This window comes from Polynucleobacter aenigmaticus (genome assembly GCF_002206635.1).
Taxonomy (GTDB): Bacteria; Pseudomonadota; Gammaproteobacteria; order Burkholderiales; family Burkholderiaceae; genus Polynucleobacter; species Polynucleobacter aenigmaticus.
Genome location: NZ_NGUO01000008.1, coordinates 15,001 through 28,266, shown reverse-complemented (window position 1 = coordinate 28,266; position 13,266 = coordinate 15,001). Strand labels below are relative to the sequence as shown.

14 protein-coding genes are annotated in these 13,266 nt (G+C 45.4%); 7 read left to right on the top strand and 7 right to left on the bottom strand.

Annotated elements, in window-relative coordinates:
• Positions 1 to 26: 26 nt before the first annotated feature.
• Positions 27 to 803 (bottom strand): lysophospholipid acyltransferase family protein, encoded by a 777-nt coding sequence (locus CBI30_RS04825; RefSeq protein WP_088527188.1) that lies wholly within the window; start codon positions 801 to 803, stop codon positions 27 to 29.
• A gap of 85 nt (positions 804 to 888) precedes the next feature.
• Here CBI30_RS04825 and CBI30_RS04820 point away from each other — a divergent pair, with 85 nt between their 5' ends.
• From CBI30_RS04820 to CBI30_RS04805, 4 genes are read left to right on the top strand one after another with little or no spacing between them, the layout of a single operon-like run.
• Complete coding sequence (locus CBI30_RS04820) at positions 889 to 1,698, top strand: UDP-2,3-diacylglucosamine diphosphatase (RefSeq protein ID WP_088527187.1); 810 nt, start codon at positions 889 to 891, stop codon at positions 1,696 to 1,698.
• Positions 1,695 to 2,723, top strand: a complete 1,029-nt coding sequence (locus tag CBI30_RS04815; protein ID WP_088527186.1) for a glycosyltransferase family 4 protein — start codon at positions 1,695 to 1,697, stop codon at positions 2,721 to 2,723. Before CBI30_RS04820 ends, CBI30_RS04815 begins: the two co-directional genes overlap by 4 nt.
• 9 nt (positions 2,724 to 2,732) lie before the next feature.
• Entirely contained in the window at positions 2,733 to 3,137 is a 405-nt protein-coding gene (locus CBI30_RS04810; protein WP_088527185.1) for a diacylglycerol kinase, read from the top strand.
• A 42-nt stretch (positions 3,138 to 3,179) separates the two neighbouring features.
• On the top strand, positions 3,180 to 4,115 hold the full coding sequence (locus CBI30_RS04805; protein ID WP_240553503.1) for a GNAT family N-acetyltransferase: 936 nt from the start codon (positions 3,180 to 3,182) through the stop codon (positions 4,113 to 4,115).
• 33 nt (positions 4,116 to 4,148) lie between these two features.
• Here CBI30_RS04805 and CBI30_RS04800 read toward each other — a convergent pair whose 3' ends face one another.
• From CBI30_RS04800 to CBI30_RS04790, 3 genes are all read right to left on the bottom strand, one after another.
• Positions 4,149 to 5,633 (bottom strand): Ppx/GppA phosphatase family protein, encoded by a 1,485-nt coding sequence (locus tag CBI30_RS04800; protein WP_088527308.1) that lies wholly within the window; start codon positions 5,631 to 5,633, stop codon positions 4,149 to 4,151.
• 180 nt (positions 5,634 to 5,813) lie between these two features.
• On the bottom strand, positions 5,814 to 6,026 hold the full coding sequence (locus tag CBI30_RS04795; protein WP_088527307.1) for a GDCCVxC domain-containing (seleno)protein: 213 nt from the start codon (positions 6,024 to 6,026) through the stop codon (positions 5,814 to 5,816).
• 65 nt (positions 6,027 to 6,091) lie between these two features.
• On the bottom strand, positions 6,092 to 6,808 hold the full coding sequence (locus tag CBI30_RS04790) for an MgtC/SapB family protein (RefSeq protein ID WP_088527184.1): 717 nt from the start codon (positions 6,806 to 6,808) through the stop codon (positions 6,092 to 6,094).
• 167 nt (positions 6,809 to 6,975) lie between these two features.
• Here CBI30_RS04790 and CBI30_RS04785 point away from each other — a divergent pair, with 167 nt between their 5' ends.
• On the top strand, positions 6,976 to 8,922 hold the full coding sequence (locus CBI30_RS04785; RefSeq protein WP_088527183.1) for a PhoX family protein: 1,947 nt from the start codon (positions 6,976 to 6,978) through the stop codon (positions 8,920 to 8,922).
• Here CBI30_RS04785 and CBI30_RS04780 read toward each other — a convergent pair.
• From CBI30_RS04780 to CBI30_RS11115, 3 genes are read right to left on the bottom strand one after another with little or no spacing between them, the layout of a single operon-like run.
• Complete coding sequence (locus tag CBI30_RS04780) at positions 8,915 to 10,393, bottom strand: DUF2252 domain-containing protein (protein ID WP_088527182.1); 1,479 nt, start codon at positions 10,391 to 10,393, stop codon at positions 8,915 to 8,917. The genes CBI30_RS04785 and CBI30_RS04780 overlap by 8 nt on opposite strands.
• A 59-nt stretch (positions 10,394 to 10,452) precedes the next feature.
• A complete protein-coding gene (locus CBI30_RS04775) occupies positions 10,453 to 10,959 on the bottom strand; it encodes an arsenate reductase ArsC (RefSeq protein WP_088527181.1) in 507 nt (168 codons plus the stop codon).
• A gap of 12 nt (positions 10,960 to 10,971) precedes the next feature.
• On the bottom strand, positions 10,972 to 11,136 hold the full coding sequence (locus tag CBI30_RS11115) for a hypothetical protein (RefSeq protein WP_161492272.1): 165 nt from the start codon (positions 11,134 to 11,136) through the stop codon (positions 10,972 to 10,974).
• A 171-nt stretch (positions 11,137 to 11,307) separates the two neighbouring features.
• Between CBI30_RS11115 and CBI30_RS04765 the strand changes: the two genes are divergently transcribed.
• Both CBI30_RS04765 and CBI30_RS04760 read left to right on the top strand, forming a co-directional pair.
• Complete coding sequence (locus tag CBI30_RS04765; protein ID WP_240553502.1) at positions 11,308 to 12,168, top strand: hypothetical protein; 861 nt, start codon at positions 11,308 to 11,310, stop codon at positions 12,166 to 12,168.
• On the top strand, positions 12,168 to 13,154 hold the full coding sequence (locus CBI30_RS04760; protein WP_088527178.1) for a hypothetical protein: 987 nt from the start codon (positions 12,168 to 12,170) through the stop codon (positions 13,152 to 13,154). Before CBI30_RS04765 ends, CBI30_RS04760 begins: the two co-directional genes overlap by 1 nt.
• The last annotated feature ends 112 nt before the right edge of the window (positions 13,155 to 13,266 follow it).

The window sequence follows — 13,266 nt, the reverse complement described above, 5'->3', positions numbered from 1 at the left end:
ATGACATTTTTATTACATATGTCGTCTTAAAGGGTTTTGGCGATGGATTCCTGGCAGTGGACTGCCACTTGCTTGCGATCAAGAGTGGACGCCTGGCTGGTGGGGCATGGGGATAGGATGATAATTTGGGCTATCAGGGATCGATTTTTGATGGTTTTAGACATCGACTCCAATAGACCCATATCGCCAATAAAAGCTGGGGATTCGCTCCTCAATCCGCTTGTTTTTGAGAGGTATTGAATGGAAAGCGGGAAAGCCGGGACATTTGCGGCAAAAGCAGATTCAAACAGATTGGGTTTAAAAGGTAAAACCGTAGCTCCTGCCGTTGAGGTTCCCTCCGGAAAAATGCAAATAGACTCTGTTTTTAACACTTCCGCCATCTGACCAACAACCTGCCTTGCATGGCGAGTGTTATCCCTCCGAATAAATACAGTACCCAGTTGCTTAGCCATCCAGCCAAATATAGGCCACCCCTCTACCTCAGACTTCGCAACAAAACGAATAGGCTTAAATGCATTAATCACATGAATATCCAACCATGAAATATGGTTTGAGGCGATCAGGTGTGGCGTATTCGTCAGTAAGGCCGCATCTTGAACGACCAGTTTGATATTGAATATTTTCAGAAGATGCTTTGACCACACTTGAATTTTTTGGTCCTTACTTCTGCGATCGAGAAATGGAAAAATAAAAGACAGCGTACAGACGCCGCAAATCACATGAACCCAAATCTGGGTCCATATCCAGACACGCATGATTTTTGATATCTCGATAGGCTTGAGATTTTGACTAAGTTTTTTCATAAACAAGCATCAATATAAATCATGTCATCAAATTGTCGTAAAACTGTCATGAGGATTACATGATGGCTAGGCCTAATCCCTACTCATGATGCATTACAGAGCTATCTGGATTTCAGATGTACACCTAGGAACATCAGGGTGTCAGGCTAACTACCTCCTCGATTTCTTAAAGCACAATGAAGCCGATCAGTTTTATTTAGTTGGCGACATTATTGACGGCTGGCGTCTAAAGCAATCTTTTTACTGGCCTCAAGCCCACAATGACGTAGTTCAAAAGCTATTGCGCAAGGCACGAAAAGGTACAGAGGTTATTTACATCCCCGGCAATCATGACGAGGCAGCTCGGCAGTATTTCGGCATGTCCTTTGGAGATATTAAGGTGCAAGAAGAAGTTATTCATACAACCTTAGATGGTCGTAAGCTCTGGGTTACCCATGGCGATCTATTTGATGGCGTAATGCAATATGCAAAATGGCTAGCGTACGTTGGTGACACTCTGTACTCCTTCATCTTATATATCAACCGCTATTTCAATATGTTGCGGGTCAAGATGGGCCTGCAGTACTGGTCCCTCTCTCAATACCTCAAACATCAAGTAAAAAATGCAGTGAGTTATATCGCGGACTTTGAGCACATCATGGCCAGGGAAGCGCGCTTGCGTGATTGTGATGGCGTTGTCTGTGGCCACATTCACAAAGCGGAAATTCGCGAGATTGACGGCCTACTCTACTGCAATGATGGCGATTGGGTTGAAAGCCTTTCTGCTTTAGTGGAGACGACTGAAGGCGAACTCAAAATTATCTACTGGACCCATATTAAAGGCGATCCAGTTCACGTTCCTGAAATTACCCTACAACCCGCTGTTGAATTACTCATCAAAGAGGCTACCGTATGAAAATTATGATCATCACTGATGCATGGGATCCGCAGGTTAATGGCGTTGTGAGAACACTCAAGCAAACACGTGCTGAACTCATTGCCATGGGTCATGAGGTTGAAATGATTACGCCAAATGGCTTTAGATCTATTCCCTGCCCCACTTATCCCGATATTGCTCTCTCCCTATTTCCTGGCAAAGAAGTTGCCCGGAAAATTAAGGCCTTTGCACCTGATGCAATGCATATCGCCACAGAAGGCCCTCTGGGTTTATCGGCCCGCGCTTATGCAGTAAAAAATCATCTCCCTTTTTCTACCGCCTACCACACTCGCTTTCCAGAGTATGTCAAAGCACGTACCGGCATTCCACTTGCCATTACTTATGCGTTTATTCGCTGGTTCCATGGACCGTCCATGGCGGTTATGGCGCCTACGATTGTGGTTAAAGATGATCTAGAAAAATTTGGGCTCAACAATGTGGTCTTGTGGTCTAGAGGCGTTGATCTCGATGTCTTCAAAATGCAAGAATCAAAAGCTCTGAATACTGCTCACCCGATCTTTTTGTACGTAGGTCGCGTTGCTGTAGAGAAGAACATCAATGCCTTTTTAGAAATTGATTTGCCAGGCTCTAAATGGGTAGTTGGTGATGGTCCAGCACTGGCCGGCATCAAGCAAAAATATCCGGATATTAACTACCTAGGTGTTTTGCAACAACATGAGCTAGCTAAAGTTTATGCTGCAGCCGATGTGTTTGTATTTCCAAGTAAAACAGATACCTTTGGATTGGTATTGCTCGAGGCAATGGCATGCGGAACACCTGTAGCCGCTTACCCTGTTACCGGCCCAATTGATGTCTTGGGCAACTCCCCAGCCGGCGCAATGAATGAAGATTTACGCGAAGCTTGCCTACATGCCCTCAAGATTCCACGCGAAGTTGCTAGAGCTCATGCCGAGAAATTCTCTTGGAGAGCGGCTTCTGAGCAATTTGCCAATCACCTCAAGCCAGTGCCTTCCCCAGAAGTGCACGTTAATGCTCTAGCATAAGGCTGCACTTTGACCACTCCCTACAACATCAATCAAAACCCCCACAAAGGCAATCGGGGGCTAACCAGAGCTTGGCATGCAGCCAAGAACTCTTGGTGCGGCATTGTGTATGCCTTTAAAGAAGAAAGTGCTTTTAGGCAAGAACTAACACTACTGGTGCTATTGACCCCAGTTGCCTTTTTTCTACCTATCAGCCCATTAGAGAAGTGCGCTCTCATTGCCTCTTTAATTATGGTCCTAGTGGTGGAATTACTCAATTCGAGCGTTGAGGCTGCCATCGACCGGATCTCATTTGATCATCACGATCTATCAAAAAGAGCGAAAGACTTCGGGTCAGCCGCAGTAATGCTGGCCCTACTGATTGCTGCGCTACTTTGGATCACTATTTGCACACCCATTGTCATGGATTGGTAACAAAGAGCTTATACGATTCAAGGTATATAAATAAGGAAAACTATGTCGGATATTCCAAACCCGCTAGCTGCATTTGATATCTTCAACTCACGATTTGAAGGTAAACCAAAGAAGATTAAAAGCAAGACAGAGGCCATCAAGAAACTCTTTTCCAAGAAAATGGCCAAGAAACTATTTGGCAAGAAATTTGCTACTAGAGCGCGTGCAGAATTAAGCATTCAAGAGCCAGTAGCAATTGATAAAGCTACCACTAAACCTAAACGTCCTGCCTTTCAAATTACCTGGGCCAGCAATGGCAGCGAGATTAAAGAAGCTCAGCGCCTACGTTATAAAGTATTTGCAGAAGAGATGGGGGCCAAGCTCCCCGCTAATGCTGAAAACTTAGATATCGATGAGTTTGATACTTATTGCGATCACTTACTGATTCGAGATCAAGAATCACTCAAGGTGGTCGGTACCTATCGCGTATTGCCCCCACATAAGGCCTTAGAAATTGGTCGCCTTTACTCTGATTCTGAATTTGACTTGTCACGCTTAAATCATTTGCGCCCGAAAATGGTGGAACTTGGTAGATCTTGTGTTCATGCAGACTACCGCTCTGGCGCCGTCATCATGGCCCTATGGAGTGGTTTGGCTCAATACATGCAAAAGCACGATTATGAAATCATGCTTGGTTGCGCAAGTATTCCGATGGCAGATGGTGGTCACTTTGCAGCTAGCCTCTATAACTCCCTCAGTAACGATCAAATGGCACCGGTAGAGAACCATGCCTTCCCTCGCCTGCCACTCCCACTGGATCGTCTGAACGGCGGCTTACAGGTCGAGCCACCACCGTTGATTAAGGGCTACTTGAAGCTAGGCGCCAAGATTTGCAGCGCCCCAGCGTGGGATCCCGATTTCAATACTGCTGACGTACTCACCATGTTACGTCTATCAGAAATTAATCCACGTTACGCTAAGCATTTCTTAGGCGTGTGAAGGGCAGCCAGCTGACATTAAGCTGGCTGGAATTTATTTCAAACTGATTTTATAAGGCCGGCCGATACGCTCCCATTCGGCCGCTTCTTTTTGTAGGCTAAATTCTGTCAAAGGATGCTCATTAGCCCAGTCTTTTGACAGGCTAATTAGATAAGATCCATCATGCTCAGATACTTTTACTTTTGGCAGGTTGGCATCGCTTCTACCCCGGCATAGGGCCTGAGCTAGGCGCAAGCAAAACAACATACGCCAATCTTTAAAGCTGGGGTTATTCGCTAGCTTACCTAATTTTCCAGTATGACCAATTAACAATGCAGCCAGTCTTGCTTGATCATTTTTTGAGAAGCCGGGCATATCTGCATTACCAGCAATATAGGCAGAATGCTTGTGATAGCCATTATGAGAAATCGACAGACCTATCTCATGCAAATTAGCTGCCCACTGGAGCAATGCAATATTATCGGATCTACTTTCGATATCAGGCTTAGGCAGTTGCGCAAGGAAATCAGCCGCATGTTGGCCAACCCGATTTGCCTGTTCTCGATCTACAGAATAACGCTGCATAAATTGCTCAACCGTCACAAAGCGCATGTCATCATGCTGAGAGCGGCCCAAAAGATCATATAAGACCCCGACACGCAAAGCAGCATCAGTCACTTCCATACTCTCAATACCCAGCTCATCAAAAACGGCAATCATGATAGCAAGGCCGCCTGGCCATACCGATCTTCGGTCATCTTTTAAACCTAGCAATTCCACCTGACTGATATGGTCGTACTTGAGAAGATGCTTTTTCATGGCCCTCAGGCCCTCGCGTGTAATCAGTCCACTAGAACCATTTACACGACCCATGGTCAGACCTTCATCTACCTGACCATTGAAGTTATTCTCTGCAATGAGATCTGCTAAGGCACGCGCTGTACCAGAGGAGCCAATCACTTGCTTCCAGCCACACTTTAAATAGGCTCCTGAAATGACCTGAATCTCGCGACGCGCAGCTAGCTCAGCCTCTTTAAAAGCATGGGCATCAATATTGCCCTTGGGAAAGAATCGAAGGCTATGAGAAACACAGCCGATATACAGACTTTCCATTAACTTGGGTTCATAACCCCTGCCAATAATTAGTTCTGTTGAGCCCCCGCCAATGTCCACTACCAGGCGATTTCCTTGGATCGCAGAAACTTCATGAGCGGCGCCAATATAAATTAAACGCGCCTCTTCAACGCCCGCGATGATTTCAATTGGGAAGCCCAGGGCTTCCTCGGCATCACGCACAAAATTAGGGGCATTTTTGGCGACTCGCAAGGTGTTAGTAGCAACAGCGCGGACTTTGGAAGGATCAAAGTCTCTAATACGCTCACCAAAGCGACGAATAGCAGTCAAACCCCGTTGATAGGCGTCATTACCCAGTAATTTATTATCGGTAAGACCTGCGGCTAAGCGTACGGATTCACGAAGAGTATCAATGGGACGCAACTGAGTACCCGAAGGTGTTTTGACAACCTGCGCAACGAGCATACGAAAACTGTTAGAACCCAAATCGACAGCAGCGACTAGGTCGGAGGAATTATTTCCGGAGATGTCTTTAAAAAGGGTCAAAATGTTCCCAGTAGCTAAGCAAATTTAAATGAATATGTCTATTTTATGAAAACAACGTGACATATTCATGAAACCAAGCCGTAGTCTACTGGCAAAAGACTAAGCTGCTAAATTTTGCCCGGAACTCGAGCAATCCACATTAGCAAAACTACAGAATATGCAGCAATCACCAGACTTGGGCTTAAGAATGATGCTGCATGACGGGCAACGATAGAGATGCTGAGAGTACCCCTGAGGTATTTCAAGGATCTCATGCCCTTGGCAATTGGGGCATGTAATGATGGAGTGCTGGTTTTTAGATAAGGTATTCACAGCCAGAATATTGGACTCAAAATATTTCAGAATCAAGACAGGCGCATCCAACGCAAGCTATACAACTAATCAGTAGTGCTAGGGCTCCAGAACGCTTGATTAACATAATCAAGATCGGCTAACTTAGCAATTAAAGCGTCCATCTGATCACCCTCCACGGCTGTGGCAGTTAGCACAGCCTGAATCTCCACATCATCGCTACCAAACTGATGGACTTCAACATCTTGCGTCTGATAGCCGGCAGTTTCCAGAGCTTCAATAAATTGCTTCAGCGCAATCTTTTGAGAGTGCTTTGGGGTAATGATGTAAACAGAATTCGTAACCTCAACAGACTCCGTATCTAAGGGCTGCCTATTAATCAGACTCACCACTGGGCGAAGCAATGTGTTGGCAGCCAACACAAACAGGGTTGCCAAGGCGGCCTCTAGTATTAAATCTGCGCCTGCCAATGCGCCAACTGCGCCAGAACCCCACAGTGTTGCAGCGGTATTAATTCCACGGACATTGCCCTCCTCGCGCATGATGACGCCGGCACCCAAAAAGCCAATACCTGACACAACGTAGGCCATCACATGAACGGCACCTTCATGCCCCACTAAGCGATTGGCAGCATCCACAAAGATTGCTGCACCAAGCGCAACCAAGATATTGGTTCTTAACCCTGCAGTACGCTGACGAAATTGACGCTCAAGCCCAATTAAGCCGCCGAAAATAAAAGCAGCCGAGAGGCTAACCGCCGTGTCAGCCAATGAAACGAGATTGATATTGTTTAGTGATTCCATGTAGCAATCATACTCATCTATAAGCAGGCCCTAACTGTGGCGATGCCCCATCAGAGCATTAATCAAACTGTCATATTCTGGCTAGACAATAAATTATTACCTAAACAATGGCCTCATTCTCGTTTTTGATACTCAACACAAGCCCAATGAAGAGAAACATGTGCACTATGTCAAACCCTAAAGCCCTTAAGCGTCGCTCATTTATTAAAATGGCTATTAGCGCTCCCATGCTACCCATAGGATCTACCGGCTTAACCGCACTCTTCAATAGCTCCCCGTTGATTGCTGCCGAAGCGGCTTCTGGTTTCAGGTCCGCAGAATTTATCTCTATGGAGGCGCCTTCTCTAGCTAATCCAGAAGCAATGGCTACCACTTCAGTGGGATCGATGCTTGAAGTCACCATGCAGAATGGGGATACAAAAACATACAAACTCGCTTATGAGCCATTCTTTATTACTGGAGATCTGGTTCCAGATGGTAAGAATGGAAAAATATTGGCTGGCGGATATGTAGATATTCACAATAGACCGATTATGGATAACTCTGTATCAGGCAAAGAAAGGCAATTCTTTTCCGATTGTCCAGATGGCATGTCTTTATTGAAACTTGAAAGAGCAAAAGTTAAAGGGGTGCGAGGCAATACGGTGTTTGCAGTGGTTCAATTTGAATACACCAATACCAATCAGGGCAACGAAAAAATGTACGGAGTCCTACCCTCTCAAATCGCCGTCTTAACACTCAATCAGGATCCGGCTAGTGGCAAGCTCACCTTAGTCAAATACACCCCTGTAGATACTTCTAGCGCTCAAGGCCTATGGATCACCTGTGGCGCCAGCTTATCACCATGGAATACACATTTATCGAGCGAGGAATATGAGCCTGATGCGCCCTTTGCACATGAGAATGTGCGCTTTAAGGCCTTTAGTAAAAATCTCTACGGCAATGAGACCAGTGCAAACCCATACAACTATGGTCACCTTCCTGAAGTCACTGTCAATCCCGATGGAACAGGTACTCTTGTAAAGCACTATTGTCTCGGGCGTATTTCACATGAGTTAGTTGAAGTGATGCCTGATAGAAGAACCGTTCTAATGGGTGATGACTACACCAATAGCGGCCTATTCCTTTTCATTGCGGATAAAGAGGCTGATCTTTCTTCTGGAACGCTTTATGTAGCCAAACTAGGCCAGGGATTCTCCATAGACCCAAAAGACGATGGCGCGAAATTATCCTGGATCAAGCTCGGTCATGCCACTAGCGATGAAATCAAAAAACTCGCTGCGACCTTAAAACCATCCGACATCATGACGGTTTTAAAGACTGATCCCAACGACGACACATTCACAAAAATTTACTACGATGGTATTACCAATTGGGTAAGGCTAAAACCTGGAATGGAAAAGGCGGCAGCATTTTTGGAAACCCATCGCTATGCTTATCTCATGGGCGGTAGCATGGGCTTTAGCAAGATGGAAGGTACCACCGCTAATCTCAAAGATAAAGTTGCGTACTTTGCCCTGCAAAACATACAGGATTCAATGATCAAAGGTGGCAAGGGCTGGAATTCACAGAGCATGATTGAGCTCGAAAAACCCTTAATCGCTGGCGCAGTCATGACCAGCAAGCTGGAGGGCAATCAACGCGATCAATCAGGAAATGCCATCCAGAGTAATTGGGTTCCAAGACAACTATCGGCGCTAATCGTTGGTCGAGATATTGCGCAAGATGAGCTCGGGAACTTGGCTGACCCCAATACTATTTCCAATCCAGATAACCTCAAGTTTTCTGAAAAGTTAAGGACTCTCTTTATCGGGGAAGACAGTAGCACCCATGTGAATAATTTTATTTGGGCCTATAACGTGGATACAAAGAAACTCAGTAGAATTGCCTCTATGCCCTCCGGCGCAGAAGCAACCGGCCTTAGCGTAGTAGATAACCTCAATGGCTGGACTTATATCACTGCCAACTTTCAACATCCAGGTGATTGGCTAGGAAAATTACATTCAAAAGTGATGCCCATATTAAATCCCTTGATTCAAAAGAATTACAAGGATCGATTTGGTGCTGCAGTAGGATATATCACTGCAAAGCCTAGCGGCATCAAAATTACTTAAGGGTTTTCTTCTTGGCTACTTGAATTTTTCCGCTCTTGACTGCGTTACAAAAGACATCGTAGTCGGCCTTATTTTGCTTTGAATAGGCCGTAGCAAAAGAATACATTGCCGAATCAAATTCTGTTGACTGGCCGCAATAGCCTGAAATCATAGCCGCATCGCCTGAGCGTGCATGGCCAAGTGCCAGAGCCCAGCCAAACAACTTGGCGTAGTCTGGGAAATTCTTCAACGAGACGCCATGAGGACCCACATCAATACCACCCTTCATGTCGCGCAACTGGCGAAGATAGAATCCTTGAATCCGATCCTGTTTATGCTCAATCTCCCCGCCATTCAGGAAGATATCCGGAGCCCCTTGCAGCAATCGCTGTCCAGCAACTACGCGGTGGCCCATATTCGGATATTTGGACTTTCCTAAATAAGGACTTAAGACAGATTCCTGAGCTTCTTTGTATTGAAGAAACAGCGGGTCCTTTTGACTATCGCCAACAAAATACAAGACCATACAGTTCGTTCCCACACTCCCGACACCTACAACCTTTCGCGCGAAATCCTGCAATGTATAGCGCTCAAATAAAACTTGGCGATCAGCTAATAAAGTGCTGCTGTAATTTTGCATCGCCTTTTTAACCAAACCAGCGAACGACACTCCATAAGTTGTTTTATCAAAATGCTCTATGAGTGGAGGCCTATTGATAATCTTACGATTTTTACCAACCAAGGTTGTCAATTTTTCTAAGACTTGGATATTAGTCTGCCCTTTAGTATCCCTCAAATAAGCGTCTAACTTTTTCTGATGAACGCTATTAAAGTGCTTGCGAATATCCTTCTCACCAATAAATTGCTGAGCAAGATCGAGATAAGGCATCCGTGCATATTGAGCCATGCGCTTTTGATATTCAGAGCTAATTCGATACACTAATTTTTTGCAAAGAGACTGAGAGCCACCTAAAGCCTCGCAAGCGATAACGGCACTTGCTACTAAACGCTTAATATCCCACTCCCAACTTCCCGGAAGGGTTTCATCAAAATCATTGATCCCAAAAACAAGTCGATGTTCAGCAGTCCCAAAAAGCCCAAAGTTAGAGACGTGCATATCACCGCAAAGCTGAACCGTAATATCGGTAGTAGGTTGGCTGGCTAAATCTTGCGCCATGATTGCGGCGCCGCCACGATAAAAATCGAATGGCGATTGCAGCATGCGCTCATATCGAATCGGAATGAGCGCCTGAATCCGTTGCTCAGCCTGCTTCTGTAGAATCTCGATCGGTCCAACCCTATTCTTGGGCGGCGTATAAATCCCTTGATCAGCAAAGTTCACTCGCTTACGCAAGGCTTTACCGTTTCTTAAGCGCTTTTCTATGCTGAGTCGCTTACCCTGATGTACCTCTGCAGGAGTTAGGACGGAAAAATGCTCTGAAGACTTAGTTGGCGCCGGTGAAGCAGCTCGAGATTTATGAGAAACGCACATGCCCACTCCAATAAGGAAGATGGGCACATTATTACAGTTCCCGGGAGCCTGCTGGCAGACTACTCGCCCAACTTGATCCGCTGATGAATGCTGTCGAGCTGCTCTTTGAGTTCTAGGTGGTCTAGCTTATCCATCGGCAAGTCCATCAGCAACTCAATCCGATTGCGCAAGCCCATTTCTACCTGCTTAAAGGCATGGAGCATTGCCTCATCACCCGCCCTCACTGCCGCAGGGTCCGGAAAGCCCCAATGTGCTGTAGATGGGTGCCCAGGCCAATAAGGGCACTCCTCACCCACCGCAGAGTCACACAGGGTAATGATGTAGTCCATCTTGGGGGCGCCTTCGCAACCAAACTCATCCCAACTTTTGCTCCTCAACACCTCCAAGGGATAGCCCATCGACTGAATTAACTCAATCGCCATAGGGTGGACTGCGCCAGTGGGTTTAGCACCAGCAGAATAGCCAATTAAGCGACCATGACTCAGAGTCGTGGCAAGGGCCTCAGCCAAAATGGATCTTGCTGAATTACCAGAGCAGAGAAAAAGGATGTTTTGTGGGTGACTCATGCCGGAGAATAATCAAATAAGTTCGTCGAGTTGCAATGCATACTTTTTATCTACCAAAAACGCGTCAGCCCGAGATTCCACCTTAATAGATTTGGGCTCGAATAAACGCTCATTCAGATTGGAGTGATCTGGCTCTAATTTTGCATCATGCGCACGAAATATTGAAGCTAAATTCACATTTGTCCCATAGACCATCGAGATTAACCTTTGTAGAGTGGAAATTGACGATGGTTAATCATATGGAGCAAATATTTCAGTTTGATTAAGCCTAAATCATGGGCTTCACATTAAGCTGGAGGATCAGGCTTTTACATGGATTTGTAATATAAAACCAGTAAGTTAAAGGATTTGGAAAATTTACAAATCCTGAAAATGCGATTTGCCGCCCTCCTCCTACTGTTTATCCCGACCCTGGGGATCGCATTTGAACCCCTCAATACCGATGATGCTGGAACTGTCGCCAATGGCACGAATCAAATCGAGCAGTATTTTTTTACGACTGCATCGCATGGTAGTGGATCTGCTGCAACAGTCGACATTATCACGCCAGGAGAAGAATATTTTGGCGGTGAGGGGGCAAAAGCATTCCCTTTTACCTATACCAGGGGAGTTGCTGAAAACATAGAGATATCCATCGGCGCCACCTACTTCTCTATTCCAAAAGGTAATTACTCTCCAATTGCCAATAAAGTAATTGCCATAAAATGGCGCTTTGCCGAAGCCGAAGATGGGCGGTGGGCACTTGCAATTAAGCCAAGCTTTACCTTACCAGGAACACCCCAGCAGCAGGTCCATGGCCTAGACCTCGCTTTGCCAAACTATGCCCTCAATCTGATTGGCTCTCACTATTCGGATGAACTTGAAGTGCACCTCAATGCTTCGTATTCGAAGTCCCCTTACAATACCAATTACGCAGTCGGTGTAGGCCCAGAATCAAATAGAATCAACATTCTTTTCTTTTCTGCAGCGCCGGTATGGCGAGTCTCGCAAAGTGTCCGGCTCGCCTTAGATACAGGTATCACCACAAATCCGCCGAGCACAGAGCAGTACCTAAGCAGCTATGCTCTTCTGGCCGCAATCATTTCGGTATCAGATCAAGTAGATCTCGGTCTATCGTATATGCGTAGCGCTGCCAATATGGGCATTGTTATCAGCAACTCAGGACTTAGTGTTTCTCGCTCAGAAGTTGGATTTACTTGGAGGTTTTAATGTATTTGAGAGGTCAAAAAACAATCACCAGCGGTATTTTTCTTATTCTTGTAATCTACCTATCTATTGGCATTGCATACGCAGAATCATTTAAGTTTATTGCACTAGGCGACATGCCCTACTCACAGCCCGCTGATTTTCCTCGGTTTGAACAACTCATCAGCAGCATTAACTCCCAAAAGCCTGCGTTCTCAATTTTTGTTGGCGATACTAAGTCAGGTAGCTCACCCTGTAGCAATGAGCATATTGAAAAAATGACGGCGTATTTCAATTCATTTAAAGCGCCCTTAATCTATAGCATTGGGGATAATGAGTGGACCGACTGTCATCGAGCGCTAGCTGGTCAATTCAATCCGCTTGAGAGACTCGAGCACATCCGCAGCAAGCAATTTCAAAGTAGTAATAGTTTTGGAGTGGCCAAACTAAAGCTTCAGCGGCAGTCTGAGCTGATGCCACAATTTTCACGTTACGTTGAAAACTCTCTGTGGACTAGAGGCCACTTTCTATTTGTTAATTTGCATATTCCGGGATCTAACAACAACCTTGGGAGAGATGAAGAATCAAATCAAGAATACCAAATACGTAATCAGGCAAATTTAGCTTGGATTAATTACGCGTATGAATTCGCAAGGGAGAAAAAATATGCGGGCATTATTTTTGCATTTCAAGCAGACCTCTTCTACTCCCCAGAATTGGCAACTAGCACTAGCAGTGGCTATCGAGATACTATTTCAGCATTTCGCGATCAATCTGAGAAATTGGCGATCCCCATTCTTCTGATACATGGAGATAGCCATCAGTTGAAAATTGATCAGCCGTTAATGAACAGCAAAAATCAGTTGCTAGAAAACGTATATAGACTGGAGGTGATGGGTGCAAATCAAGTTCAGGCTGTTGAAGTGCGTGTTAATGCGCAAGAATCGGGTCCATTCAGTTTTCGACCGCTATTTGTTCCGCAAAACTCAATAGCCAAACAAAATCAGTAAGCATCAGGCAATCGAGACTTAACTTCCCAGACGATGCTTCAGACATCTTCCCCTGTAGGACGCTCTCGCTTCATTCCATATGGATAAGGCTGTAATGATGAATTTCTTCATA